This is a genomic window from Ewingella americana, assembly GCF_006438725.1.
In the GTDB taxonomy this organism is placed as follows: domain Bacteria; phylum Pseudomonadota; class Gammaproteobacteria; order Enterobacterales; family Enterobacteriaceae; genus Ewingella; species Ewingella americana_A.
In genome coordinates, this window is the sequence record NZ_RCZD01000014.1 from 1 (window position 1) to 26,755 (window position 26,755).

Genomic DNA, 26,755 nt, shown 5'->3' on the forward strand with positions numbered 1-26,755 from the left:
CATTACTCACCCGTCCGCCGCTCGTCACCCAGAGAGCAAGCTCTCCTGTGTTACCGCTCGACTTGCATGTGTTAGGCCTGCCGCCAGCGTTCAATCTGAGCCATGATCAAACTCTTCAATTAAAAGTTCGATTTGCTTCAACTCGTGAAGCGGTGCTCAAAAATTAACTTTCGTAATAATTCACTTAAATGAATTACTGCTTGGTCACTCTTTAAGACTTGATATTTTTTGCCACCGAAGTGGCTGATATCGTCTTGTGAGTGCCCACACAGATTGTCTGATAAATTGTTAAAGAGCATGCCGCTGTTCCGATAAGAATCTTATGCGGCGCGGGAGGCGTATATTACGTTTTCCCGCTGAAGAGTCAAGAGATTATTCATTCGAACATTCTTCTTTTTCTCTTCCTAATCAGGCGACTTCGCAATCGTTGTTCCCGGTCAGTGGAGGCGCATTATAGGGAGTTCTCAGACGGTGGCAACCCCTAAAATACAAATAATTTACCGACAGCTGAATCTTTCAGCAAAAGCTGTTTAAAGCGACAATTCCTGGATGCTTTTAAAGCCATATGCCTGCAAAACAGGCAGCAGAACTTCCGTCTCCGGCGTTGCCGCCATGCAATACGCCAGACTCTCTATTTCAACGCCCTCTTTCTTAGCAGGCATTTTCTGGTGAGAAGTTTCAATCAACCAGTGCGCGCGGCGTGCAATCGCTGAACCGGAGTCAATCAGCCGCGTACCGTCAGGTAATACCTGCGCCAGTTCATCACTCAGCAGCGGAAAGTGCGTACAGCCAAGAACAACGGTGTCAGGCGGCTCTTGCATTCGTAACCAGGGCTGAAGGATTTTCTTTAATACCGGCAATGGCACTGCAGCGCCATGCAACTTCGCCTCAGCGATTTCTACCAGCTCGGCGGAACCCAGCATCAGAATTTTGCAATCCGTCGCAAAGCGGGCGATCAAGTCGTGAGTATAAGGACGCTGAACAGTAGCGCGTGTTGCCAGCAAGCCGACGACACCATTGCGTGTCAGTTTTGCCGCCGGTTTGATGGCAGGAACGACGCCGACGACCGGGCAATCGAATTTGGCTCGCAATGCAGGAAGTGAAACCGTGCTCGCGGTGTTGCAGGCGATAACAATAATAGAAAGGGGATGACGTTTTTCGACTGCGCTGACGATTTCGACCACACGCTCGACAATGAACGCTTCGGACTTCTCACCATAAGGGAAAGCCACATTATCAAAAGCGTATATATAGTGAAGGTCCGGCAACATCTGCCGGACCTCATGATAAACCGACAACCCGCCGACGCCAGAGTCAAACACCAGCACGGTCGGGCGGTCGGGAATTATCGAGTGATCAGAAGGTATAGCTTCCAGTGAGGTAGTATTCCCGGCCAGCAGTTTGGTATCCATATGCCGTCTCGTAATTTTTATCAAACAAGTTAGCAATTCTACCACGAACGGTCAGATGGGAAGTGATTGGATAGGACGCGGCGAGATCGACCGTGCTATAACCTGGCAGACGTCGTTGTTCGCTATTGTATATCGACGTATTGTTGTCGAAACGCTTCCCAAAGTACTGATATGAAACATCCATATCGACGTCAAAGACCGTCCAGTCGAGCTGATACTTGGCTTGCTGTTTGGAACGACGGGCAAGAACCTCATCATCTGAATCACGACGGGCATCTAAATATCCCAGCGTAATACGATGGCTTAATGGACCCGTATCAAAACTCCCGGTCCACTCCACACCCTTCAGGGTTGCGGCTTCGATATTGTAATAGCTGCCTTCAAACGTAGTTTCGTTATAGTCGTAAGTGATCAGATTATCGATCTTGTTACGATATGCAGACAGACGCCAGTTCAATGGCCCGGTGTCCCCTTCCAAACCGGCTTCCCACTGTTTTGACTCTTCAGCTTTTAAATCCTCATTAGAGGAAATGTAATAACGTTTCTGGCCATACATTTGTCCCAGGGTCGGGGCCTGGAAGCCTGTGCCATAAGAAAGCGTGACGCGGTAATCAGGAACAAACTCCCAGGCGGCTGCACTCTGCCATGTCCCATTCCATCCAAACTGATCGCTATCATCACCACGCACCGCACCTTCGAACGTCACGGTGCCAAATTGCTGCTGTCCGGTCAGGTAAACACCCGTGTTATCGCGTTTATAGTCGTCCGAGAGATACTGGTCAGAGGAAGTCAGTTTCTGTTGTTGCCAATCGAGGCCCGCACTCAGCATGCCGTGGCCAATACGATAGGTATTTCCCCATCGAAGATTACGCTGTTCCATATCGTCCAGCGAGGTCCCGTCGCCATAGAGTCCATTCGTGCTGACGTAGTTGTAATCTTTATAGGTTTGATCGCTGGCGGTAAACTCTGTCGCGTAATCACCCTGAGTGAAACGAAGACCGGTATCGTAGGTGTGGTTAAACAGCTGGCGTTCATCACTGCCACCTGAATATCCCGCATCATAGTCAGAGTTGTCACCATAACCATAGCCACGGAAGAAACCTGAAAGCTGGTCATTGAACTGATGTTCAATCCCCGCCCAGAACGATTTACTTCTCCAGCCATCGCGATCACGGTCAACAGAATAGGTGGAATCAGGTTGAACATTGAAACCACGAGTATCCTGAAAAGCGCCCGCGACGGTGACCATCGTGTTATCACCCACTTTCTGCCTGACGCTACCGTCATATTGTTGATAGTGGTTTGAACCGACGCCAGCTTCGACCATCGCGCCAGGGGTTGTGGTTTGCGTAATAATGTTAATCACGCCACCAATGGCATCCGCACCATATACCGCTGAACGTGGGCCGCGAATAAACTCAATACGCTGTACCAGTGAAATGGGAATTTGATTGAGATCGGCAACACCGGTTATCCCAGGTTTAGCCAGCGGAATACCATCAACCAGAACTAATGTATGGCGAGCCTCAGACCCACGCACATATAAAGAAGCGCTTTGCCCCATTCCGCCATTTTGCGCAATATCCACACCCGGCAAGCGGCGCATAGCCTCTAAAATATTTTTCGACTGCCAGCGGTCAATATCATCACGGGTGACAATATCCATTGGTGCTAATACGGTTGAAACAGGCTGTGGAAAACGGTTGGCAGTGACAACGAGGTTATCGCTATTATCCGAAGAAGAGGTACTGTCTTGCGCCCACCCTGAAAAAGCTGTGACAGATAAAACCGTCAGCAGCACGTGCTTTTTAATTGTCATTAATCGAGCATCCAAACTTAATTGGCGGATGCCGCAGAAAGACACCGACGTTTTCGCGACGACAGTGAAGTTGCGACGTAATATCGGCAGGTTTTCGGACTTAGGATTTGTTGGTTATTAATGAAGGAATAATAAACCGCCACCGGGCGATGACTTCCCATCTCTCATTTTTCTATAAAAGAAAAAGAAGACAGTGTCTGCATAAGAAAAATGCTATCGCCGTGCTTTCCCCATACCGCTGCGCGCCAGTTCCGGATTCACACCGGATTCCCTTTTAACTCAGTTATTGAGGCCGAAGGCCAATCCTACGATCAACCCGTTTGGAAATCCAGACATCCATCGTGGAGAAAGAGTATTCCTCTTATAAATACAACAAGACTGGACATAATGGGGACATTCCCTACAATCCCCCGCAAAGTTAGCCAATTTATTGCCCGTTAGACGAGATAACCAATGACGCCTGAAAACCTGCCTATTGAACAATACGACGACCAACTGGCGGAAAAGACCGCACGTCTCGCGGCGATGATGTCGCCTTTTCAGGCACCGGCCCCCGAGGTTTTCCGTTCCCCCGTCAGCCATTACCGCATGCGTGCAGAATTCCGCGTTTGGCATGACGAAGGCGATCTGTACCACATCATGTTTGATCAGCAGACAAAAGCTCGCGTGCGTGTGGACCAGTTCCCCGCTGCCAGCGAGATTATCAACCGCCTAATGCCGGTGCTGATCGCGGCCATCAAGCTGGAACCCGCGCTGCGGCGGAAAATATTCCAGATTGATTATTTATCCACGCGCAGCGGCAAAATTATTGCCTCACTGCTTTACCACCGCAAACTGGATGACGAATGGACGCAGGCCGCGACGGTGCTTCGAGACCAACTGCGCGAGCAGGGGTTTGATGTACAACTGATTGGCCGTGCCTCTAAAACCAAAATCATGCTGGATCAGGACTACATTGATGAAGTGTTACCGGTAGCCGGCCGCGACATGATTTACCGTCAGGTAGAAAACAGCTTTACCCAGCCGAATGCTGAGATGAATATTCAAATGCTGGAGTGGGCGCTGGGCGTAACGGAAGGGTCAACCGGTGACTTGCTGGAGCTGTATTGCGGCAACGGTAACTTCTCGCTGGCCCTGGCGCGTAACTTTAACCGCGTACTGGCGACAGAAATTGCCAAACCCTCGGTCGCAGCGGCGCAGTACAACATCGCAGCTAATCACATCGACAACGTGCAGATCATCCGTATGGCCGCTGAAGACTTCACTCAGGCGATGAACGGCGTGCGCGAGTTCCGCCGTCTGAAAGACATTGAACTGACCGCCTACAACTGCAACACGATTTTTGTCGATCCACCGCGCAGCGGGCTGGATGACGATACGGTGAAAATGGTGCAGGCGTACGACCGCATTCTTTATATCTCCTGCAACCCGGAGACGCTGAGCGCTAACCTAGACACGCTGAGCCACACGCACCGTCTGACCAAACTGGCGTTGTTCGATCAGTTCCCCTATACGCACCACATGGAATGCGGTGTATTGCTGGAAAGAATCTGACTGGCGAACGCTTAACATAGAAAATGGGCACCTCGGCGTGCCCATTTTTATGCAGACGATAATAAAAACCCGTTTTACAGATACACCCGCAGATACTCCGACAGACACAAAATCGCCATCGCCTGTCCGTACGGCATAGAAGTCAGCGCAATTTCACGATAAAAATCCAAATTCGATCCCATTGCCGTCCCAAACGAGGTTTGCGTCAGTTCGCCCGCCGGATTGATGTGTTTAATCACGCCCTGAATGGCTTTTTCCGCCACCGGCGCATAAGAGGCCTCGATATAACGCTTGCGTACTGCTTTCAATATTCCGTAGGCAAAACCCGCGGTCGCAGAGCTTTCGAGATAAGACTGAGGGTCATCGAGCAGCGTATGCCACAGGCCACTGTCATCCTGGCATCTCGCCAGCGCAGCAACCTGACTCTCCAGCACCTGTAACAAATAGCGTCGTGTCGCGTTGTTCTCGGGTAAATCGACCAGTTCGAGAAACTCCGGGATAGCAATCGTCAGCCAGCTGTTACCGCGTGCCCAGCGGGCATTGGCAAAATTATGATGACCGTCGAATGTCCAGCCATGGAACCACAGGCCGGTTTCGCGATCCATCAGATACTGGATATGAACCAGGAACTGATAGGTTGCCTCTTCGACGAATTCCGTGCGGCCTAACAGTTTGCCTATTTTCGCCAACGGCAGCACGCTCATCATCAGCGTGTCATCCCACATTTGCTGATGGTTTTCATTGTTATAAACAATATGCTGCATCGCGCCTTTATCGGTACGCGGCATCTCGTACATCACCCATTCTGCCCAGCGCTCCAGATAAGGCCGCCATGCCGCATTACCGGTTTCCTCATAGCGGTAAGCCAGCGTCAGGAACGGGCTCATGGTGTTGACGTTTTTGGTGGGCGTGCCTTCTGCCAGCCGCGCGGTGAACCAATCATCAATAATCGCGCGCATCTGGTCGTCACCCGTCTGCTGGTAATACTGATAAATTCCATATAAGCCAATGCCATGCGTCCACTCCCAGCCCGCCCAGCCTTTGGTATCGATCACCCGGCCATCGTCAAGACGCAGCAGAAACTCACCGGTTTTATCTTCGATATTGACCAGATTGTCGGTCACTTTGTGGATCAGCCCCTGCAATTCGCTGCGCGAAATAAAATGCTCTGGCTGTCTCAGCAACGCGCTGTGCTTAACTTCAAAAACTTGCATGCGGTTCTCCTTGATTTATAAACGGTGACCGGGCTGTTGTACCGACAGGTCGGGTGCCGTGTGACGAGTCAATTTTTGCGGTGGCGGATTGTGGCGATGCAAATAACCGATGTTGTTATTGCCCCACAGCGATTCGTATTTCATCCCCGTCAGTTCTTCCACCGTGGCGCGGTCCTCCGGCGTAATTTGCTCAGGAAGAATGCGGTTAGCATCACGCATCTTTTGCGTTTCTCTCGCCAGCACGCGGTGAGTTTTCAGGTTGAGGCGGAAATAGAGGGAAATGACGAAGCCCATGGTCAGCATCACCAGCGAACCTATCGTCAGCACACCGAGAATGGTGTGGCCCACCGACGGCAACTGCTCGCTTTTGCCCGAGACAAAACCGGCCAACTGCAAAATAATCCCCACCAGCATGACGGCACCAGCCTGTGAGGCTTTGCGGGTTAACGTCATCACACCGGCGAAAATCCCCTCGCGGCGCTGACCGGTAATGGTTTCATCAACATCAGCAATGTAGGTATAGATGTTCCACGGCACATAGTTGATGCCGCCACGCCCCAAACCCGCCAGTGCCGAAATCAGCAGTAACAGAGACATCGAATCGCTCATGTTGGAGAAATAGAGCACACCGTAAGAGATAACCGCCAGCCCGAATAAACTGACCGCCAACCGGTAAGAAGGTGCAGGGCCGAAGCGGATACAGAGCGGGATCATGGCGATAACCGCCACAAATTGCAGGATGGCCATCATCCCCATCAGGTTCGATGCCACCGTGGCGGTTTGCATCAGCACAAACACCACGTAATAGGTAAACACGGCATTGAAGACGTCCTGAGCGATATAACCGCCGAGGTACAACCCGAGGTGCTGGCGGAAAATCTTGATGCGCAGCGTAGAGGACAACTCTACTTTCAGGCGTTTCAGGCTTTGTGCCAGCGTCAGTTGCTGACGTTCCCGTTCAATTTTTAATGTCGCTTCTGACTTAAGCTCCGCAGGCCGCTCCCAGGTAAAGAAATACACCAGCGTCAATACCAGCGCACAAATCACCGAGAAAACCAGACTCGAATAGAAGAATGAAATTGGATTGTCTTTACCAAGGTGCGAAAGCAGAATGCCCGGCAAAAATGCCGCCAGAATCGCCGAGAGCTGAGCCAGCGCAATGCGTGCGCCAGAAAACTTAGTCTTCTGTTTGAAATCGTCAGTCATTTCCGGCACCAACGTTTCATAAGGCACCAGAATCATGGTGTAGACGATATCGAACAGGAGATAAGTCAGCAGATAATAGACGTATCCCATATCGCCGACCCACATGAAGCTGTAGCTGAACACGCAAGGAATACCGAGAAGAATGAAGAATTTTCGGCGACCAAAACGCTTACCAAGCCAGGTGCCACCGAAGTTATCGGTGAGATAGCCCATCAGCGGACTGAGTACCGCATCCGCCACGCGGGCGGTGGCGAAAATAAAGGTCGCTTCGATGGGACTTAGCCCGCAAAACGTGGTGTAAAAATAGAGAAGCCAGGCGGCAGTCAGCGCCGTGGTCCCGGCGCCGAGGAAATCCCCTGAGCCGTAAGCCAGATAATTTAATAATCCGATTTTGCGTGTTTTCATTACCGTCATGCCCCTGATTGAATCACCGATAGGCCTTGGCAGAATGCAAACGACCTCCGGCCCGTTCTGCCATGATCCAAATTAGCGGGGGGTAGCAATGAAAACCTTTCTCGTTTTGCCACCTGACTAGACTTTATGGCAAAAAAACGAAGATGGGGGCGATCAACTTCTAAATATTGAACATAGGTTCGATATTAATGAAATGGCAGTTCATTAACTTGCGCTGATCAGGCAGTTTTAGCCTATCGGGCTTGGGCAAAAAACAGGAGTAACCAGTCATCAAAAAAGGCAACCCGCAGGTTGCCTTTATGACGGTGTGCGACGCAATATCGCAGAACGTCGGCATCAAATACTTTGCGATTTTCGTCGCTTCAACTTCACACCAATCCAGAAAACCAACGCGACACAAATCACCGACGGCAGGAAGTTGGAACCTATCTGCGGATATTCGGCCCGCACAATGGTGCTGTAAAGCAATAGCCCCAGCAGAAAACAGGCGGCGGCCAGCGTCGGTAAGCCTTTAGGCATTTCACCCTGGTGATAACGCAAATGCAGACAATACACCGCCAGCACCAACGCAATGACCGGGAAAATAGAGAACACGACAACGGAACTGAAAAATGCATCGAACGTACCGCTGATCGACAATCCGGCAATCAAGGCCAGGATCAGGGTGCCATTATCCTGGTTCGGTTGTTCAGTCATTTTCTATTCCTCCGGACTTATTCATGGGGGACACCGCCGTTCTTTCCTGCTGACGGCGATACCAGTAATACGCGCCTTTGGAAATCATCCGCAACTGGAGTACCAGCCGTTCTTCAAGCTGGCGCCGCTGAGCAATGTCGACATCCAGCGCTTCGGCACCGGCGTTGAACACGATGATCACCATTGCTTCTGCCTGCGCTTCAGTAAAACTGCGCGGCATATGGTTTTCGAGTTGCAGATAGTCAGCAAGTTCCGCAATGAAATGCTGAATTTCTCGCGCAACTGCAGCACGAAAGGCGGAAGATGTGCCGGAACGTTCACGCAACAGCAAACGGAAGGCGTTCGGATTGTTACCAATGAACTCCATAAAAGTGGAAACAGATGTGCGGATCACGCTGCCACCTTTGGCAATACGCTGGCGCGCCTGACGCATCAGTTGACGAAGCATTAAGCCGCTCTCATCTACCATAGTCAGACCGAGTTCATCGACGTCACGGAAATGCCGGTAAAAGGAGGTCGGCGCGATCCCTGCCTCACGCGAAACTTCACGCAGACTCAAACTGGCAAAGCTGCGTTCGGCACTGAGTTGGCTGAATGCCGCCTCAATCAGTGAGCGGCGCGTGCGCTCTTTTTGTTGTGCTCTTACGCCCATAACCTTCATACGGAGTCTTTTCTTCTTATTAGCTGTTAGTCCAATGCAATTTCACTATACCAAAGTTTTTGATCGGCCGAGGTAAAGAAACTACAGCATAAAGTGGGTCAGAATGTTGCGGTTTTCCCACGTTTTGACAACTGCATGTAGGGGAAACCAGACTAATATGTTACTTTCTCGTTGTTATTTTGTATAAAAATAGGTTTCGAACCATGCAACAGCAATCTCATTTTGATGCCATCATTATTGGTTCAGGCCCTGGCGGAGAAGGCGCCGCAATGGGACTGGTTAAACAAGGGGCCAGAGTTGCGGTCATCGAACGCTATAATAACGTCGGTGGCGGTTGTACTCACTGGGGCACAATTCCTTCCAAAGCCCTGCGCCACGCCGTCAGCAGAATTATCGAATTCAACCAGAACCCGCTTTACAGTGATAACTCGCGCACCATGAGCTCCAGTTTCCCGGATATTTTGCGCCATGCGGATTCCGTTATTAATCAGCAAACCCGTATGCGTCAGGGTTTCTACGAACGCAACCAATGCCAGCTTTTCGCCGGTGATGCCAGCTTTGTTGACGAACATACCCTCAGTGTTCGCTATGCCGATGGTACCCATGACCAGTTAACTGCCGATAACATTGTTATTGCCTGCGGCTCACGCCCGTATCGCCCGCATGGTGTCGATTTCAGCCATCCGCGCATTTACGACAGCGACTTAATCCTCGAGCTCAGCCACGAACCGCGCCACGTGATCATTTACGGTGCTGGGGTTATCGGTTGCGAATATGCGTCGATCTTCCGTGGTCTGAACGTCAAAGTAGACTTAATTAACACCCGCGACCGCTTACTTTCGTTCCTCGATCAGGAGATGTCAGACGCCCTTTCCTATCACTTCTGGAATAACGGCGTGGTTATCCGCCATAACGAAGAGTTCGAAAAAATCGAAGGTGTCGAAGATGGCGTGATCATGCATCTGAAATCCGGCAAGAAAGTGAAAGCAGACGCCCTGCTGTTTGCCAACGGACGCACCGGTAACACTGACAAACTGGGTCTGGAAAATATTGGTCTGGTCGCCGACAGCCGCGGCTTGCTGAAAGTAAACAGTATGTACCAGACAGCACTGTCGCACATTTATGCGGTCGGTGATGTGATTGGCTACCCGAGTCTGGCTTCTGCCGCTTACGATCAGGGCCGCATTGCCGCGCAGGCGATGATTCAGGGCGAGGCCAAGGTGCATTTGATCGAAAACATTCCGACCGGCATCTATACCATCCCTGAAATCAGCTCCGTCGGTAAAACTGAACAGGAACTGACGTCAATGAAAGTGCCCTACGAAGTGGGTCGCGCGCAGTTTAAACATCTGGCTCGCGCACAAATTGCCGGTATGAATGTGGGAAGCCTGAAGCTGCTCTTCCATCGCGAAACCAAGGAAATCCTGGGTATTCACTGCTTTGGAGAGCGTGCGGCAGAAATTATCCACATCGGTCAGGCCATCATGGAACAGAAAGGCGAAGGCAATACTATCGAGTATTTCGTTAATACCACCTTCAACTATCCGACCATGGCCGAAGCCTACCGCGTTGCCGCGCTAAACGGATTAAACCGCCTGTTTTAATGCAGCGGCTTCCATGTGCGCCTGCATGTGAACCTTAATGGCTTCGGCAAGTTGCTCATAGCGGCCACGCAGCGGGGAACCGGGACGATACACCAATGCAATGGTGCGTCTCGGTTCCGGTTTGTCACACACCAGATAAGTCACACCATCACGGCTGCGTTCTTTGGGTACGGCAAGCGCAGGTAACAGCGTGATCCCACTGCCAGCGGCGACCATATTGCGCAGCGTTTCAAGACTGGTGGCACGAAAATGCGTGTCCTCGTCAGCCCCAGCCTGGAAACAGAATCCCAGAGCCTGATCGCGCAGACAGTGCCCATCTTCCAGCATCAACAACTTTTCACCGGCCAGATCAGCCATCGCCACGCGATCGCGCGATGCCCACGGATGTTCATCATAAATCGCCAGTTTCATCGGCTCATCAAACAGTGGCACTTCGATAAAGGCTTCGCTCTCTTTGACCAGCGCTAAAATCGCACAGTCCAGCTTGCCGCTGTCGAGCTGCGCCAGCAATTGCTGGGTCTGCGCTTCGTGCAGGTACATCTCGAGTTTCGGAAAGGTTTTGTGCAGTGTCGGAATGATTTGCGGCAGCAGATAAGGCCCGACGGTCGGAATAAGTCCGATATGCAGTGGCCCGGACATTGCCTCGCCCTGCTGGCTGGCCATTTCACGTAAGACTTTAACTTCACGCAGAATAGTCCGCGCCTGATCCACCAGCAACAAACCGGCCTGGGTAAATAACACTTTGCGGCTGGTTCTTTCCAGTAGCATCACGCCCAGTTCATCTTCCAGCTTGCGGATCTGCCCGCTTAACGTCGGCTGGCTCACATGACAAGAATCAGCGGCACGGCGAAAATGACGAAACTCAGCCAGTGCGACCAGATACTCTAAATCACGAATATTCATATATACCCCATGCCCATAATGGATCGCGACGATAGCTCGCGGCGATAGATAAGATAGCAATCAACGATTATAACTATCAACAACAATCGTCAATAATGTCCCCCATCGAAACGGCACAGCCAAAAAATCAGTTTTATTTGTTTTTTATTAAGAAAAATTAAGAGGTTATTCATGTTTGTAAGCCACGAAGGGAAACAAGTACCGCAAGTTACGTTCCATACCCGTCAGGGCGATCAGTGGGTGGACCTCACCACCAATGAGCTGTTTAAAAATAAAACAGTGATTGTATTTTCATTGCCGGGAGCTTTCACTCCGACCTGTTCTTCAAGCCATTTGCCACGCTACAACGAACTGGCTGGCGTATTTAAAAGCCATGGCGTAGACAGCATCCTGTGTGTTTCCGTCAACGATACTTTCGTCATGAATGCATGGAAGGCCGAGCAAAGCGCCGCCAACATCACCTTTATTCCTGACGGCAACGGCGAATTCACCAAAGGCATGGGCATGCTGGTCGAAAAAGCTGATTTAGGCTTCGGTCCGCGTTCATGGCGTTACTCCATGCTGGTGCGTAACGGCGTGGTAGAAAAAATGTTTATCGAACCGAACAAACCGGGCGACCCGTTTGAAGTCTCCGACGCCGACACCCTGCTTAAATACCTGGCACCGGATTTTAAAGTGCAGGAATCCGTGTCGATCTTCACCAAACCGGGCTGTCCTTTCTGCTCCAAAGCCAAACAGATGCTGCAAGAACGCGGCATGCAGTACGAAGAGATTGTATTAGGTAAAGATGCGACGACTGTCAGTTTGCGCGCCGTCACCGGCCGTGCAACTGTGCCACAAGTCTTTATCGGAGGCCGCCACATCGGGGGAAGCGACGACCTGGATGTCTATCTGAACAGCGAAGCAGAAGTGTGCGAAGTGGCACAATAAGACGACGCGTTAAGATAAGAATTACGATAATAAAACAGAGTATGACTACGTGAACATTCGGCGGACCTTAGGTCCGCCTTTTTTATGCCTGATGCTAAAACGTTACGCCAACCGCGCTTTCGCTTCACGGATCGCCAGCGCAACCTGCTCAGGCGAGACACCGCCCTTGGCCGCACGCTTGTCGAGACAAGATTGCAGTTCGAGGATGGGGTACACGTCGTCACCAATCACGCTGCTGAACTTCTGCAAGTCCGCCAGCGTCAGGGCTTCCAACGCCTTGCCTTGAGCAATGGCTTCCACCACGGCTTCGCCGACAATATGGTGCGCTTCGCGGAACGGCATACCTTTGGCGACCAGATAATCGGCCAATTCGGTAGAGTTCGCGTAGCCCTGCTGAGCCGCTTCTTTCGCGCGCGGACGTTTCACCTGAATACCATCCAATACCAGCGCCGCCATGTTCAGACAATCCATCCAGGTATCGAGCGCGTCAAACAGCCCTTCTTTGTCTTCTTGCATATCTTTGTTATATGCCAGTGGCAGGCCTTTCATGGTCATCATCATGCCGGTCAGTGCGCCCTGCACACGGCCGCATTTGCCACGAATCAATTCCAGCGCATCCGGGTTTTTCTTCTGCGGCATCAGGGAAGAACCTGACGTCACGCGATCGGACAAATCAACAAACGCCGCTTCACCGCTATTGAAGAAGATCAGATCTTCGGCAAAACGCGACAGGTGAACCATGCTGATGGCCGCATTGGAAAGCAGCTCCATCACGTGGTCACGGTCGGAGACGCTGTCGAGGCTATTGCGGGTGGCAGAGGCAAAGCCTAACCAGCCGGCCAACTGTTCGCGGTCCATCGGATACGCAGTACCGGCCAGTGCGCCGCTGCCCAGCGGGCTGACGTCCAGACGTTTCAGCGTGTCCTGCAAACGGCTTTCATCACGTGCCAGCATTTCGACGTAGGCCATACACCAGTGGGCAAACGTCACCGGCTGCGCACGCTGTAAATGCGTGTAGCCCGGCATCACGGCGTCCTGATTGGCTTCGGCCGTGACGACCAGCGCTTGCTGTAAATGATGAAGCGCTTCGCCGAGCTCAACCACCTGCGCTTTGCACCAGAGTTTGAGGTCAGTGGCTACCTGATCATTACGGCTACGGCCGGTGTGCAGCTTTTTGCCAAGGTCACCGACTTTGTCGATCAGCTTCTGCTCAACCCAGCTGTGAATATCTTCGGCATCGCTTGCCAAAATCGCACGAGGGTTAGCACGAACTTCTTCCAGCAACACGTTCAGTGCGGCTTCCAGTTGCAGCTGTTCGTCAGCGGTCAACACGTTCACGGTGACCAGCGCCTTCGACCAGGCCACTGACCCGACGATATCCTGCTCCGCCAGACGGTAGTCAAAACGCAGTGAATCGTTTAATTCTTTAAACCGTTGATCGGCTGCCTGGCTAAACCGTCCGCCCCAAAGTGCCATAACTTGTACTCCTTTAATTTATGCAAAAGGGCGCAGCATGTGCGCCCTTAATATAATCAATAAATAGGCGTTATTGTCGCAGCCAGTTTGGGTGCGGACAGCGCGCAGGAACCGCAGCGTACATACAGTACGTGAGGATTTCGAGCACTGCCCAAGCCCAAAATGGCAAGTAAAATAGCCTATTTTACTTCTTAGCGTTCAGTGCGCGAATACGTGATGACAGCGAGAACAGGCGAATAAAGCCGCCCGCATGGCTGTGATCATACACTTCGTCTTCACCGAAGGTCGCGAACTCTTCGGAGTACATGCTGTTTGGCGATTGTTTCTGAATTGCCGTCGCGGTGCCTTTATAGAGTTTGATGACCACTTCGCCATTGACGTCCTGCGCCAGCGAATCCGCAGCAGCCTGAATCGACTCACGCAGCGGTGCAAACCAGCGACCATCGTAAACAACATAAGACATTTCATGGCCCAACTGTTCACGCCATTTGAAGCTGTCACGGTCCAGAACCAGTTGCTCAACGCCACGCAGTGCCGCCATCATGATGGTGCCGCCCGGCGTTTCGTAGCAACCACGGGACTTGATGCCGACCAGACGGTTTTCAACGATGTCGATACGGCCGATACCGTGTTTCACGCCCAGCACGTTCAGCGCTTCAAGGCACTGATACGGGCTCAGTTCGACACCGTTCACGGCAACCACTTCACCTTTTGCTACTTTGACGGTGACGGTTTCGGCCTGATCCGGTGCATCTTCCGGTGCAACAGTCCATGCCCAGCAATCTTTGTTGGCTGCATTCCACGGGCTTTCCAGCACGCCGCCTTCGGTGGAAATGTGCCAGGCGTTCTCGTCACGGCTGTAGATTTTTTCCAGCGACGCCGTGGTGGGGATATTACGTTCTTTCAGATAATCGAGCAGGGCTTCACGGGAACGCAAGTCCCATTCACGCCATGGCGCAACCACTTTCAACTGTGGCGCCAACGCGGTGTAAGTGGTTTCGAAACGTACCTGGTCGTTACCTTTACCGGTCGCGCCGTGGCACAGCGCATCTGCGCCCACTTTCAGTGCCAGTTCAACCTGCGCTTTGGCGATCAACGGACGCGCCATTGAAGTACCGAGCAGGTAGCTGCCTTCGTACAAAGCGCCAGATTTCAGCACCGGATAAACGTAGTCTTTGATGAACTCTTCACGCAGGTCAACCACGTGGCACTCAGAGGCACCGGTACGCAGCGCTTTTTGTTCAATGCCTTCCAGATCACCACGTTCCTGACCGATATCCGCCACGAACGCGACAACTTCACAGTCGCCATAGTTTTCTTTCAGCCAGGGAATGATGGCTGAGGTGTCCAGACCGCCGGAGTAAGCCAGAACAATTTTCTTGATGCCTTTGGTTGCTGCCATGATGATTTCCTTTAAAAATTTTATTGATTCAACAAGTCGGTCAATGAGGTTTTACATACGGCGATCACGCCAGAATACGGGTGCCGATCGCGGTACCGTTAAACAGTGCCGGTAACTGCTCGGCGTGACGCCAACTGGCGATGTCTACCGGGCGTCCGAGCGTACGTGCAGCATCCAGCGCGGCGTGAACTTTCACGACCATGCCATCGGTAATAATACCCTGCTCAATCAGCAACTCGGCTTTTTGCGCTGACATTTCTGGAATACGCTGGCCTTTGCCATCAAGAATACCACTGACATCTGACAGCAGGATTAAATCTGCACCCAGCGTTGCCGCCAGGGCCGTCGCGGCCTGATCGGCGTTAACATTCATCAATTGACCCGAAGCGGTGATCCCGATAGAGCTGACAATCGGCAGATATCCGGCTGCGGTCAGCATGTTAATCAGCGCAGGGGAACCGGCTTCGGCTTTGCCGACGTTACCCAACTCTTCGCTCAACTGCGTCACACTGACAGAACCACCGTCGGCCAGGGAGAGGCCAACAGCACTGATGTCATGTTTAATCGCCCATGCCAGCAGGGTTTTGTTGGCACTGCCAGCCAGTGCACCGGTGATAATGTCAATCTGGTCAGCAGGGGTAACACGCAAACCCGCCTTTTTCACCACAGGCAGATTCAGTTTTTTCATCAGCTCATCGACCAGACAACCGCCGCCGTGAACGATTACCAATGGGCGCTGATATTGCTGGCGGTAAGTCACCAGCGCCATGAACAGGCGCTCGAGCGCTTCTTCATTGTCCAGCAACACACCACCTAATTTAATGACTAACGGATTCATAGCTGTTTGCGCCTCAATCGGTTAAAAGTAAGTATTTGATTTTAATATAAGGTTTTTCAAATCAGGGAGAGCGTTTCAGGGAAACCAAATCGCAGGTTCAGACATTGTACTGCCTGCGCTGACGCGCCTTTCAGCAAGTTGTCTTCTGTCGCAACCACAATCAGATGTTCACCTTTCACCGCAAAACCGATATCACAGAACGGCAATCCGACCACGTCTTTCAGCGCCGGAACACCTTGGGTGTACAAACGGACCAGAGGCTTGTCGTGATAAGCATTGTGGAAAGCTTGTGCCACATCCTGCGCCGTCACGTCGGCTTTCAGGCGGCAGGTGATGGTCGCCAGAATACCGCGCGGGAAGTTCCCCAGGTGCGGGGTGAAAATCACCGGCACGCCAAGGTGCTCAACAATTTCCGGGTGATGGCGATGATTAAACAGACCGTAAGGTTGCAGGCTGACTTCACAGAAACTGCTGCCCAAAGAGGCCTTGCGCCCTGCACCGCTGACGCCGCTGGTGGCGTTGATAACCGGCCACTGGCTGTCATTGAGCAAGTCGTTTTCGAGCAAAGGTTTAAGTGCCAGCTGTGAAGCCGTCGGGTAACAGCCCGGCACGGCGATCAGTTGTGCATCTTTGAGTTTGTCAGCCTGCCATTCGGCCAGGCCATATACCGCTTTGTTCAGCCAGTCGAGGTGCTGGTGCTCAAAGCCGTAAAATTCGGAGTAAAACTCAGGTTTTTTGACGCGGAAAGCACCGGACAGATCAAACACCACACAACCGGCCGCCAGAAACTGCGGGGCTAAGTCGTGGCTGACTTCATGCGCCGTGGCCAGAAAAACCACATCCACGCCTTTAGCCGCTTCCTGCACATCTTTCATCGCTAAAACAGGCAGATCAACGATGCCTTTCAACTGTGGATGCAAATCAGAAAGCAATTTTCCTGCATCTGCACTTTGCGCTGAAACCGTTAAACCGGTTATGTTCATATGTGGGTGGCGATTCAGGTAGGCCGCGAGTTCAGCTCCGGCATAACCTGTGGCACCAACAATCAGCGTATTCAACATGGGGTCTGTTCACCTTCTCAACTTAACTGTATGACTCTGCGATACAGCGTACTTCTTAGGTAACAGGGTTCACCGCGTTATACGCCGTTCACCCGCGAAATTTTCGACCATTTCGTTTACCCATCATTCTTCAAGCTTCATCGGCGTTCGTTTGCCGCCTTGATGCAACTCGAATAATTTTGGGTAAGGTACCGAAGGATTTTTTCGGTTTCCTTACGTGCTGGCTTACTGTATTTTTATTCACATAAACTGCATGAATATGAATACTACCCTAACTAAAGGCTGTCAACAGTGAAGATGAAATTACCTCCTTTTATTGAGCTATACCGGGCGTTAATCGCGATACCTTCGATCAGTGCCACCGACAGCGCATTGGATCAGAGTAATGAAACCTTAATCAACGTGTTGGCTGGCTGGTTCCGCGATCTTGGCTTTAAGGTTGAGATCCAACCCGTACCCAACACCCGTAATAAATTCAACATGTTGGCAAGCGTGGGTGAAGGCGCTGGCGGGCTGTTGCTGGCCGGCCATACCGATACCGTTCCCTACGACGATGGCCGCTGGACCCGCGACCCTTTCACCCTGACCGAACACGAAAATAAGCTCTACGGTTTGGGTACGGCGGACATGAAAGGTTTCTTTGCTTTTATCGTCGATGCATTGCGTGATGTCGACACCACCAAACTGACTAAACCGCTATATATTCTGGCGACCGCCGATGAAGAAACCAGCATGGCCGGTGCCAGCTATTTTTCCAAGAATACAGCGATTCGCCCCGACTGCGCGATCATCGGCGAGCCGACGTCACTGAAGCCGGTTCGTGCGCACAAAGGTCACATCTCCAACGCGATTCGTATCACCGGCCAGTCGGGCCATTCGAGCGATCCGGGCCGCGGTGTGAATGCCATCGACCTGATGCATGACGCCATCACTCAGCTGATCGGGCTGCGCAATACATTGAAAGAACGTTACCACCACAGCGGGTTTGTCATTCCTTATCCAACCATGAATTTTGGCCATATCAGCGGCGGTGACGCGGCTAACCGTATTTGTGCCTGCTGCGAGCTGCACATGGATATCCGCCCGCTGCCGGGGCTGACGCTTTCCGATCTCGACGCTCTGTTGCAGGAAGCGCTGGAACCGGTAAGCAGCCGCTGGCCAGGCCGCGTAGCTATCGAAGCGTTACACCCACCGATTCCTGGCTACGAATGCCCGCCGGACCACCAGTTGGTTCAGGTAGTGGAAAAGCTGCTCGGCGTGGAAACGGAGATCGTCAACTATTGCACCGAGGCTCCATTTATTCAGGCGCTGTGCCCAACGCTGGTGCTCGGACCCGGTTCAATAGAACAGGCGCATCAACCGGATGAATACCTTGATACCGCATTTATCAAACCGACCCGTGAGTTGATCACACAGGTTGTGCACCATTTCTGCTACCACTAATTCTGTATTCCCGATGAGACAGAAACAAACAGGGCACCTGCGGGTGCCCTTTGATACTGTACAAAAGCGTGATTAGCCAAACTGATATGCGGCTGGCGATGATGAAAATTCAGCAAATTTGCCAAAAACACCATTTTTATAGTGAGGGAATCGGTCTTTTTGGGGTAAAACAGGTGCTGTTTTTGAAAATGTGATCACGTTCGCAGCGTAAAAATGAATTAAGGCGACAGCGTCTTACGGGTGATAGTTATTTACAGAAAATATAATTTTAAATAAAAGAACGGGTAGAGGGTCAGAGGCGATATGAACGAACAATATTCCGCAATGCGCAGTAACGTCAGTATGTTAGGTACACTGCTTGGCGACACGATCAAAGATACGTTGGGAGAGCATATCCTTGATCGTGTTGAGAAAATTCGTAAGCTTTCCAAATCCTCACGCGCCGGTAATGATGCAGACCGCCAGGAGCTGCTGTCCACGCTGCAAAATTTATCTAATGATGAACTGCTGCCTGTAGCCCGTGCCTTCAGCCAGTTTTTGAATTTAACCAACGTGGCAGAGCAATATCACAGCATTTCGCCGCACGGCGAAGCCGCGAGTAACCCGGAAGCGCTGGCGCAACTGATCGAACGTTTGAAGTCCAAAAACCTGTCCTCCCAACAACTGCGTGATGCGGTTGAACAACTCTCCATCGAGCTGGTATTGACCGCGCACCCGACCGAAATCGCGCGCCGGACGCTGATCCACAAACTGGTAGAAGTAAACAGCTGTCTGAAACAGCTCGACCACAACGATCTGGCCGACTACGAACGCAAACAGATTATGCGCCGTCTGCGCCAGCTGATTGCCCAGTCATGGCATACCGACGAAATTCGCAAATACCGTCCGTCTCCGGTTGATGAAGCCAAATGGGGCTTTGCGGTGGTTGAAAACAGTCTGTGGGAAGGCGTTCCAGCGTTTCTGCGTGAATTCAATGAGCAGTTGGAAACCTCACTCGATTACAAAATGCCGGTGGAAGCCGTACCCGTGCGCTTCACTTCCTGGATGGGCGGCGACCGCGACGGTAACCCTAACGTCACCGCCGATATCACCCGTCACGTGCTGCTGCTGAGCCGCTGGAAAGCCACCGACCTGTTCCTGCGCGATGTCGCGGTATTGGTTTCCGAACTTTCCATGACCGAATGTACGCCAGAACTGCGTGAACTCGCCGATGGTGAAAGTGAGCCGGAAGCTTACCGCGTGATCATGAAACGTCTGCGTGCTCAGCTGCTTTCTACCCAAGCCTATCTGGAAGCGCGTCTGAACGGCGAGCGTCTGCCAACTCCACATGATTTACTGGTGAACAATGAGCAGCTGTGGGAGCCGCTGTACGCGTGTTACCAGTCACTGCAAGCCTGCGGCATGGGCATTATTGCTAATGGCCAGTTGCTTGATACGCTGCGCCGCGTGCGCTGTTTCGGCGTGCCGCTGGTGCGGATCGATATTCGTCAGGAAAGCACCCGTCACACCGATGCCATTGCTGAGATCACCCGTTATCTGGGCCTTGGTGATTACGAAAATTGGTCAGAATCTGACAAACAGGCCTTCCTGATCCGCGAACTGAATTCCCAGCGCCCGCTGGTGCCGCGTTTTTGGGAACCGAGCGCAACGACCAAAGAAGTACTCGATACCTGTCAGGTCATCGCCGAAGCGCCGGAAGGTTCCATTGCTGCCTACGTGATCTCGATGGCGAAAACGCCGTCAGATGTGCTGGCCGTGCATTTATTGCTGAAAGAAGCGGGCTGTCCGTTCACTCTGCCAGTCGCGCCGCTGTTCGAAACTCTCGACGACCTGAACAATGCCGATTCCGTCATGACTCAGTTGCTGAGCCTCGACTGGTACCGTGGTTGCATTCAGGGCAAACAGATGGTGATGATCGGTTATTCCGATTCAGCCAAAGATGCGGGCGTGATGGCGGCCTCATGGGCACAATACCGTGCGCAGGATGCCCTGATCAAAACCTGCGAAAAAGCCGGTGTTCTGCTGACGCTGTTCCACGGACGCGGCGGTTCGATTGGCCGTGGCGGCGCACCTGCCCACGCCGCACTGCTGTCACAACCCCCTGGAAGCCTGAAAGGCGGCCTGCGCGTCACCGAACAGGGCGAGATGATCCGCTTCAAATTCGGCCTGCCGGAAGTGACCATCAGTAGCCTCGCGCTCTATACCGGTGCGATTCTGGAAGCCAACCTGTTACCACCACCGGAGCCGAAAAAGGCCTGGGTGGACATTATGGAGCAGTTGTCTGACGTCTCCTGCACCATGTATCGCGGCTATGTGCGCGAAAATAAAGACTTTGTCCCTTACTTCCGCGCCGCAACGCCGGAACAGGAACTGGGTAAATTGCCACTGGGTTCACGCCCGGCAAAACGTAAAGCTAACGGCGGCGTCGAAAGCCTGCGTGCCATTCCATGGATCTTCGCCTGGACGCAAAACCGTCTGATGCTGCCTGCATGGTTAGGCGCGGGTGCGGGTTTGCAAGCGGTAGTCGATGCCGGTAAACGCGATGAGCTGGAGTCTATGTGCCGCGACTGGCCGTTCTTCTCCACCCGCATCGGTATGCTGGAAATGGTATTTGCCAAAGCTGACCTGTGGCTGGCGGAATACTACGATCAGCGTCTGGTGGACAAAACGCTGTGGCCACTCGGGCAGAAATTGCGTGACCAGTTGGCAAGCGACATCAAAGTGGTATTGGCGATTTCCAACGACGACCATCTGATGGCCGATCTGCCATGGATTGCCGAATCTATCGCGCTGCGTAATGTCTACACTGACCCGCTGAACGTATTGCAGGCTGAATTGCTGCACCGCTCACGTCAGTTAGAAAAAGAGGGCCATACGCCTGACGCCCGTGTTGAGCAGGCGCTGATGGTCACTATCGCGGGTGTGGCAGCCGGTATGCGCAACACCGGCTAGCAGCACCACAAAAAACAAAAAACCGGCGATTATGCCGGTTTTTTTTCGCCTGAAGTTGATGCCAACAGGCGTTTTCCTGAACAGGGAATCAGACCGCAGCGCGAATCGGCGCAGCGGCTTCCGGGCGCACGCCCAGCGTATGGCAAATCGCGTAGCTCATCTCGGCGCGGTTCAGGGTGTAGAAATGGAAGTCCTTCACGCCTTCGCGGCTGAGGATTTTTACCATGTCCATGGCAATATTAGCACCGACCATTTTACGGGTTTCCGGGTCATCATCTAAGCCTTCGAACTGAGCGGTCATCCAGTGCGGTACGCGCACGTTGGTCATGGTGGCAAAGCGGGTCAGCTGTTTGAAGTTCGACACCGGCAGAATGCCCGGCACGATCTCCACGTCGATGCCCTGCCCGGCGCAGCGGTCGCGAAAACGCAGGTAACTTTCTACGTCGAAGAAGAATTGGGTAATGGCGCGGTTGGCACCCGCATCGATTTTACGCTTGAGATTAATCAGGTCAGCCTGTGCGCTTTTGGCTTCCGGGTGGACTTCCGGGTAAGCCGCGACAGAGATATCAAAATCCCCCACACCTTTGAGCAGATGCACCAAATCAGTGGCGTAAAGATCAGGCTTACCGCCGCCCGGTGGTAAATCACCCCGCAGTGCCACGATGTGGCGGATCCCGCTCTGCCAGTAATCCTGGGCAATTTGAATCAGTTCTTCGCGGCTGGCATCAACACAGGTCAGATGCGGTGCAGCTTCCAGCCCGGTGCGCTCTTTGATGCCCTTAATGATGCTGTGCGTGCGGTCGCGCTCGCCGGAGTTAGCGCCGTAAGTCACGGACACAAATTTAGGCTTGAGGCTGCTGAGACGATCAATAGAGCTCCACAACGTATCTTCCATTTCGCTGGTACGCGGCGGGAAAAACTCGAAAGAGACGTTAATTTGACCCTGTAATTCGGCCAGATTCTGATTCAGCGCTTCGCGCTGGTTAGCGTGGAAAAAGCTCATAAACACTACCTCATAGATCACTGCGTTTTCATTATGGTTCTTTATGATAAGCGTCTAGACGTCTAAACGTATGGATAGACAATGAAGGAAGTCGGCAAAACTGTCAACGGCAAAAACGCATCCATCTATGATTAATCTTCACTCAAATTGAAGGAATTTCAAGTTGGGGATTTTGTACGGCGGGAAGTTGAGAGAAATACATGAAACTCCCCCCGGCTGAAGCCGGAGGGAGAGGAACATTAAAGCAGCTGCGCCAGACGGTTAAGATCAGATTGCAGAGCGCCCGCAGTCACATCGCGACCCGCACCGGGGCCACGGATGACCAGTGGATTGTCGCGATACCAGCGGCTTTCAATAGCAAAGACATTATCACAAGGCAATAACGCAGCCAGCGGGTGGTCGTCGCGCACGGCTTCAACACCGACACGCGCTTTGCCGTTAGCATCGAATCGTGCCACGTAACGCAGTACCAGTCCCATTTCACGCGCCGCTTCGAGACGTTGCAGCATTTGCTGGTTCAGCGCTTCGCCATCTTCAAAGAACTGATCCACCGAGCCGGTTTCGCAACCCAGTGGCACCAGAGACTCCACCCGCACCTGCGTAGGTTCGATGTCATAACCCGCTTCGCGCGCCAAAATCACCAGCTTGCGCATCACATCCTGACCGGAGAGGTCAACGCGTGGGTCGGGTTCCGTCAGCCCCTGCTGCCAGGCTAAATCCACCAGCTCAGTGAAAGGCAGCGTGCCGTCGAATTGCAGGAACAACCACGACAACGTGCCGGAGAAAATCCCGCTGATCGCCAGAATGCTGTCGCCGCTATCGCGGAGATCCCGCACGGTATGGTTGACGGGTAAACCCGCGCCGACGGTGGCGTTGTACAGCCAGTGGCTGCCGGTTTTGGCGAAGGCGTCGCGAATCTGACGGTACTGATTGCTGCTGGACGCACCCGCCACTTTATTGGCGCTGATGACGTGAAAACCGTAGCTGGCGAAATCCAGATATTGGTCGGCAAGTTCTGCGCTGGCGGTGACGTCCAGCACCACTAAATCATCATAGGGATGCGCCCGCATCCACAAGAACAGCGACTCTTCATCGTGGTCACGGGCTTCATCATCAAAGAACGCCAACGCGCGGCTGGCATCCAGCCCGTCATAACTCAACAGGCTGCGTTTACTGTCCACCACGCCCGCCAGAACGAATTCAAAACCACTGCGCGCGGAAATATTTTTCTGCTCACGGGCAAAGAGTTCGAGCCAGCGAGAACCGATGTTACCTTTGCCGAACAGCATCAGGCCGATACGTTTTTCCGCACGGAACAGCGTGTTATGCAGACCCTGCACCAAATGCTCTGTCGGCCCGAGGCGCAGCACGGCCACCAGACTGATACCATCTTCCGCCTGCCAGATAAACTCGACCGGTTGGTCTTTCAGTTCCTGATAGAAACGGTGACTGTGCAGTGGGTTCTTGCATACACCGGCACCGACCAACGCCACCATCGCCAACCCTTCGCGCAAAGAGAGACGCCCTGGCAAACCCGCCTCTTCCAACGCCTGCAAGGCGCTGCCGACCACTTCCGAGGTGTAGCAGAGTTGCAGCAGGTTGCGATCCGGATGGATACCGGTCGCCAGCGGTTTGACCTGAGCACGCTTAAGCAGCAGCTCGACATCTTTATGCGCCAGCTGGAAGTCGTGTTGAGAAGGGATGACAATTTCAATCAGGCAGATGTCGTCATGACTGGTGACGATTTTCGCACCGGTCCCGGAGGCCAGCACGCGTTCAATACGGGTTGAGCCTTGCTCGGGCTGATAGCTACAGCGCAGTTGCAGGTCAATGTCGCTAGCGGAAACGGGCTGTAATGTACGGGTATGCAACACGGGTGCGGCCAGACGGGCCAATTCACTGGCTTCGTCGAGGCGCAATAAAGGCAGCAAACAGGCATCTTTCACTTTACGCGGGTCAGCACTGTAAACCCCGGCGACGTCGCTCCAGATAGTGACCCGGTTAACGCCAGCCAGCGCGCCAATCTGCGTAGCTGAGTAGTCGCTGCCGTTACGGCCCAGCAACACCGTTTCACCCGCATCGTTACGCGAGATAAACCCGGTCACTACCAGATATTGCTGCGGATGCTGCGCCAGCAGTTGTTGCAGTAACGGGTAAGAGCGCCCTTCATCAACCTGAGGTTGGGCCGCACGTTCAGCCCGCAGGAAATCACGGGCATCCAGCCAGGCGGCTGGCAGATCTTTGGTTGCCAGCAGTGCGGCCATCAGGCGTGCAGACCACACTTCTCCATGCCCGACCACTTCGGCATAGGCGGCATCGGTGATTTTGCCATCCAGCAGGGATGCCAGACGTTCGAGATCATGAATAAACTTCGCAATAAGCGGTTCTGCCATTTCCGGTGGCAGAAGACCTGTGATCAAGTCACTTTGATAGCGGCGCAAGGCCTGCTGAACCTGATGCGCTGACAGGCGATCGGTCTGACTGAGTTTCAGCCAACTGATCAGCTGGTTAGTGGTGCTGCCCGCTGCGGACACCACCATCATGTCACCTGGATTACCATACTCGGCCATGATCCCGGCCACGCGCAAATAACATTTCACATCAGCCAGACTGCTACCACCAAATTTGTGCAGCTGCCGACTTCCCGCCGGTGCTGCTACCGCTATTGCATTCATGCTTACCTCGTTGCCGCCGCCTGGAATGCATGTTCCAGATCGGCAATCAAATCTTCACTGTCTTCAAGACCTACAGAAATCCTGAGCAAACTGTCGGAGATCCCGGCGGCTTTACGCGCCTCCGGTGCCATGCCCGCGTGGGTCATGGTCGCCGTATGGGAAATCAAGCTTTCAACGCCGCCCAGAGATTCTGCCAGGGTAAATAACGTCAATTCAGAGAGGAAGTGACGCAAACGGGCTTCATCTCCGCCGAATTCAAAACTTATCATTGCGCCAAAGCCATATTGCTGACGGCAGGCAATCTCATGCCCCTGGTTCTCTGGCAGGGAAGGATGATACAGCTTTTTGACCAAGGGTTGTTGCTGTAAATAAGTCACAATGGCCAGCGCATTTTCCTGCTGTTGTTTTACGCGAACGGTCAGCGTGCGCAGGCCGCGCAGCAGTAAATAGCTGTCGAAGGCAGCACCGGTCACGCCGATGTTATTGGCCCACCAGGCAAGTTCCGTCGCGTGCTCAGCCGTTTTGGAAATCACTGTTCCGGCGACGACGTCTGAGTGGCCATTAAGATATTTAGTACATGAATGGACCACTAAATCCGCGCCAAGTTTCAGCGGCTGCTGCAATGCAGGGCTGAGGAAGGTGTTATCGACCACGGTCAGCGCACCGGCGGCGTGTGAAGCATCGCAAATGGCCTGGATATCGACCACGCGCAGCAGCGGATTACTCGGGGTTTCGATCAGCACCAGTTTCGGTTTTTCAGCCAGCGCGGCGGCCAGCGCCTGCGGGTTGCCCTGATCGACAAACAGCACGCGATACGCGCCACGCTTGCTCAGGCTGTCAAACAAACGGTAGCTGCCGCCATAACAGTCATGTGGCGCGACCAGCAGATCGCCAGGCTTGAGAAACACCGTGCACACTAAATGAATCGCCGACATACCGCTGCTGGTCATCACCGCACCGGCTCCGCCTTCGAGATCAGCCAGTGCGCGCTGTACAACATCACGGGACGGATTTCCACGTCGTGAATAGTCGTGGGCTCTTGGCTGATTAAAATCTTCGAAATTGTAGGTGCTGGAAAGATGAATGGGAGGAACGACGCAGCCATATTGCTGGTCACTGTTCAGGCCACTGCCGACGGCAATCGTCGCTTGCTTGAGTGTCATAGTTGTTTCTCTCTGCCGGGATGCTGAGGATGAGGTAACAAAGATTAATCGCTGGCGAGATAGACGTCAATACATCTGGACATCTAAACTTCTTTGCGTATAGATTGAGCAACGAGGCAATACCCGCTAAAATTATAGCGTTATCAGTGACAGAGTGTTCAGGCAGGGCGTAGACAGGCCAGTCCGCGAAAGCGTTCACCGCCCGAATGAACAGCACGGCGCACATTTCTCTGATATTACCCGGTCCCACAGGGACATTTATTTAGTGAGATCAGCGAAAATCGGGCATAATCCCCCGGTTTTCAGAATATTATTTTTTTTGATAAATT

At 52.8% G+C, this 26,755-nt stretch carries 19 protein-coding genes, 1 rRNA gene and 1 riboswitch; of the genes, 5 read left to right on the forward strand and 15 right to left on the reverse strand.

Translation table 11 applies throughout. The annotated features are described in order from the left end of the window. The 3 genes from EAH77_RS20760 to btuB all read right to left on the reverse strand — a co-directional run. A 16S ribosomal RNA gene (locus tag EAH77_RS20760) occupies positions 1-122 on the reverse strand; the annotation flags it as partial. Positions 123-530: 408 nt separating this feature from the next. Continuing rightward, the gene (gene murI / locus EAH77_RS20765) at positions 531-1,412 is read right to left on the reverse strand and encodes a glutamate racemase (RefSeq protein WP_140474704.1); all 882 of its coding nucleotides are present in this window, start codon (positions 1,410-1,412) and stop codon (positions 531-533) included. Continuing rightward, positions 1,357-3,231, reverse strand: a complete 1,875-nt coding sequence (gene btuB, locus EAH77_RS20770) for a TonB-dependent vitamin B12 receptor BtuB (protein ID WP_140474705.1) — start codon at positions 3,229-3,231, stop codon at positions 1,357-1,359. Before btuB ends, murI begins: the two co-directional genes overlap by 56 nt. A gap of 68 nt (positions 3,232-3,299) precedes the next feature. Beyond that, a riboswitch (cobalamin riboswitch) is annotated at positions 3,300-3,550 on the reverse strand. 134 nt (positions 3,551-3,684) lie between these two features. On the opposite strand from btuB, the gene trmA reads away from it, so the two are divergent. After that, positions 3,685-4,785 carry a tRNA (uridine(54)-C5)-methyltransferase TrmA gene (gene trmA / locus EAH77_RS20775; protein WP_140474706.1) on the forward strand — a complete coding sequence of 367 codons (1,101 nt, stop codon included), beginning with the start codon at positions 3,685-3,687 and terminating at the stop codon, positions 4,783-4,785. A 74-nt stretch (positions 4,786-4,859) separates the two neighbouring features. On the opposite strand, the gene EAH77_RS20780 is transcribed toward trmA, so the two are convergent. The 4 genes from EAH77_RS20780 to fabR all read right to left on the reverse strand — a co-directional run bounded on the left by EAH77_RS20780 (position 4,860) and on the right by fabR (position 8,967). After that, positions 4,860-5,999 carry a glycoside hydrolase family 88/105 protein gene (locus EAH77_RS20780; RefSeq protein WP_140474707.1) on the reverse strand — a complete coding sequence of 380 codons (1,140 nt, stop codon included), beginning with the start codon at positions 5,997-5,999 and terminating at the stop codon, positions 4,860-4,862. Positions 6,000-6,014: 15 nt separating this feature from the next. Continuing rightward, a complete protein-coding gene (locus tag EAH77_RS20785; RefSeq protein WP_140474708.1) occupies positions 6,015-7,610 on the reverse strand; it encodes an MFS transporter in 1,596 nt (531 codons plus the stop codon). A gap of 345 nt (positions 7,611-7,955) precedes the next feature. Next, complete coding sequence (locus EAH77_RS20790; protein WP_140474709.1) at positions 7,956-8,315, reverse strand: YijD family membrane protein; 360 nt, start codon at positions 8,313-8,315, stop codon at positions 7,956-7,958. After that, positions 8,308-8,967 (reverse strand): HTH-type transcriptional repressor FabR, encoded by a 660-nt coding sequence (fabR, locus tag EAH77_RS20795; protein WP_140474857.1) that lies wholly within the window; start codon positions 8,965-8,967, stop codon positions 8,308-8,310. The genes EAH77_RS20790 and fabR overlap by 8 nt, the downstream gene beginning before the upstream one ends. Before the next feature lie 212 nt (positions 8,968-9,179). On the opposite strand from fabR, the gene sthA reads away from it, so the two are divergent. Next, positions 9,180-10,580: a Si-specific NAD(P)(+) transhydrogenase gene (gene sthA / locus EAH77_RS20800; RefSeq protein WP_140474710.1), complete on the forward strand. Its 1,401-nt coding sequence runs from the start codon at positions 9,180-9,182 to the stop codon at positions 10,578-10,580. Here sthA and oxyR read toward each other — a convergent pair. Next, positions 10,563-11,483: a DNA-binding transcriptional regulator OxyR gene (oxyR, locus tag EAH77_RS20805; protein WP_140474711.1), complete on the reverse strand. Its 921-nt coding sequence runs from the start codon at positions 11,481-11,483 to the stop codon at positions 10,563-10,565. The genes sthA and oxyR overlap by 18 nt on opposite strands. Before the next feature lie 171 nt (positions 11,484-11,654). On the opposite strand from oxyR, the gene EAH77_RS20810 reads away from it, so the two are divergent. Beyond that, positions 11,655-12,413, forward strand: a complete 759-nt coding sequence (locus EAH77_RS20810) for a glutathione peroxidase (protein ID WP_140474712.1) — start codon at positions 11,655-11,657, stop codon at positions 12,411-12,413. A gap of 102 nt (positions 12,414-12,515) precedes the next feature. Here the strand turns inward: EAH77_RS20810 and argH are convergent, their stop codons facing one another. The 4 genes from argH to argC all read right to left on the reverse strand — a co-directional run bounded on the left by argH (position 12,516) and on the right by argC (position 17,190). After that, a complete protein-coding gene (gene argH, locus EAH77_RS20815) occupies positions 12,516-13,889 on the reverse strand; it encodes an argininosuccinate lyase (protein WP_140474713.1) in 1,374 nt (457 codons plus the stop codon). A gap of 184 nt (positions 13,890-14,073) precedes the next feature. Next, positions 14,074-15,291, reverse strand: coding sequence for an argininosuccinate synthase (locus EAH77_RS20820; RefSeq protein ID WP_140474714.1), 1,218 nt, complete (start codon positions 15,289-15,291; stop codon positions 14,074-14,076). A 64-nt stretch (positions 15,292-15,355) separates the two neighbouring features. Next, positions 15,356-16,129 (reverse strand): acetylglutamate kinase, encoded by a 774-nt coding sequence (argB, locus tag EAH77_RS20825; RefSeq protein ID WP_140474715.1) that lies wholly within the window; start codon positions 16,127-16,129, stop codon positions 15,356-15,358. 56 nt (positions 16,130-16,185) lie between these two features. Then, on the reverse strand, positions 16,186-17,190 hold the full coding sequence (argC, locus tag EAH77_RS20830) for an N-acetyl-gamma-glutamyl-phosphate reductase (protein ID WP_140474716.1): 1,005 nt from the start codon (positions 17,188-17,190) through the stop codon (positions 16,186-16,188). 291 nt (positions 17,191-17,481) lie between these two features. Between argC and argE the strand changes: the two genes are divergently transcribed. Together argE and ppc are read left to right on the forward strand one after the other, a co-directional pair. Next, the gene (argE, locus tag EAH77_RS20835; protein WP_140474717.1) at positions 17,482-18,633 is read left to right on the forward strand and encodes an acetylornithine deacetylase; all 1,152 of its coding nucleotides are present in this window, start codon (positions 17,482-17,484) and stop codon (positions 18,631-18,633) included. A gap of 303 nt (positions 18,634-18,936) precedes the next feature. Beyond that, the gene (gene ppc, locus EAH77_RS20840; protein ID WP_140474718.1) at positions 18,937-21,585 is read left to right on the forward strand and encodes a phosphoenolpyruvate carboxylase; all 2,649 of its coding nucleotides are present in this window, start codon (positions 18,937-18,939) and stop codon (positions 21,583-21,585) included. Positions 21,586-21,673: 88 nt separating this feature from the next. Here ppc and metF read toward each other — a convergent pair whose 3' ends face one another. The 3 genes from metF to metB form a co-directional block, all read right to left on the reverse strand. Further along, positions 21,674-22,588, reverse strand: coding sequence for a methylenetetrahydrofolate reductase (gene metF / locus EAH77_RS20845; protein ID WP_140474719.1), 915 nt, complete (start codon positions 22,586-22,588; stop codon positions 21,674-21,676). 239 nt (positions 22,589-22,827) lie between these two features. Then, entirely contained in the window at positions 22,828-25,263 is a 2,436-nt protein-coding gene (locus EAH77_RS20850) for a bifunctional aspartate kinase/homoserine dehydrogenase II (RefSeq protein WP_140474720.1), read from the reverse strand. A gap of 2 nt (positions 25,264-25,265) precedes the next feature. Next, entirely contained in the window at positions 25,266-26,426 is a 1,161-nt protein-coding gene (gene metB / locus EAH77_RS20855; protein WP_140474721.1) for a cystathionine gamma-synthase, read from the reverse strand. Between the last annotated feature and the right edge of the window lie 329 nt (positions 26,427-26,755).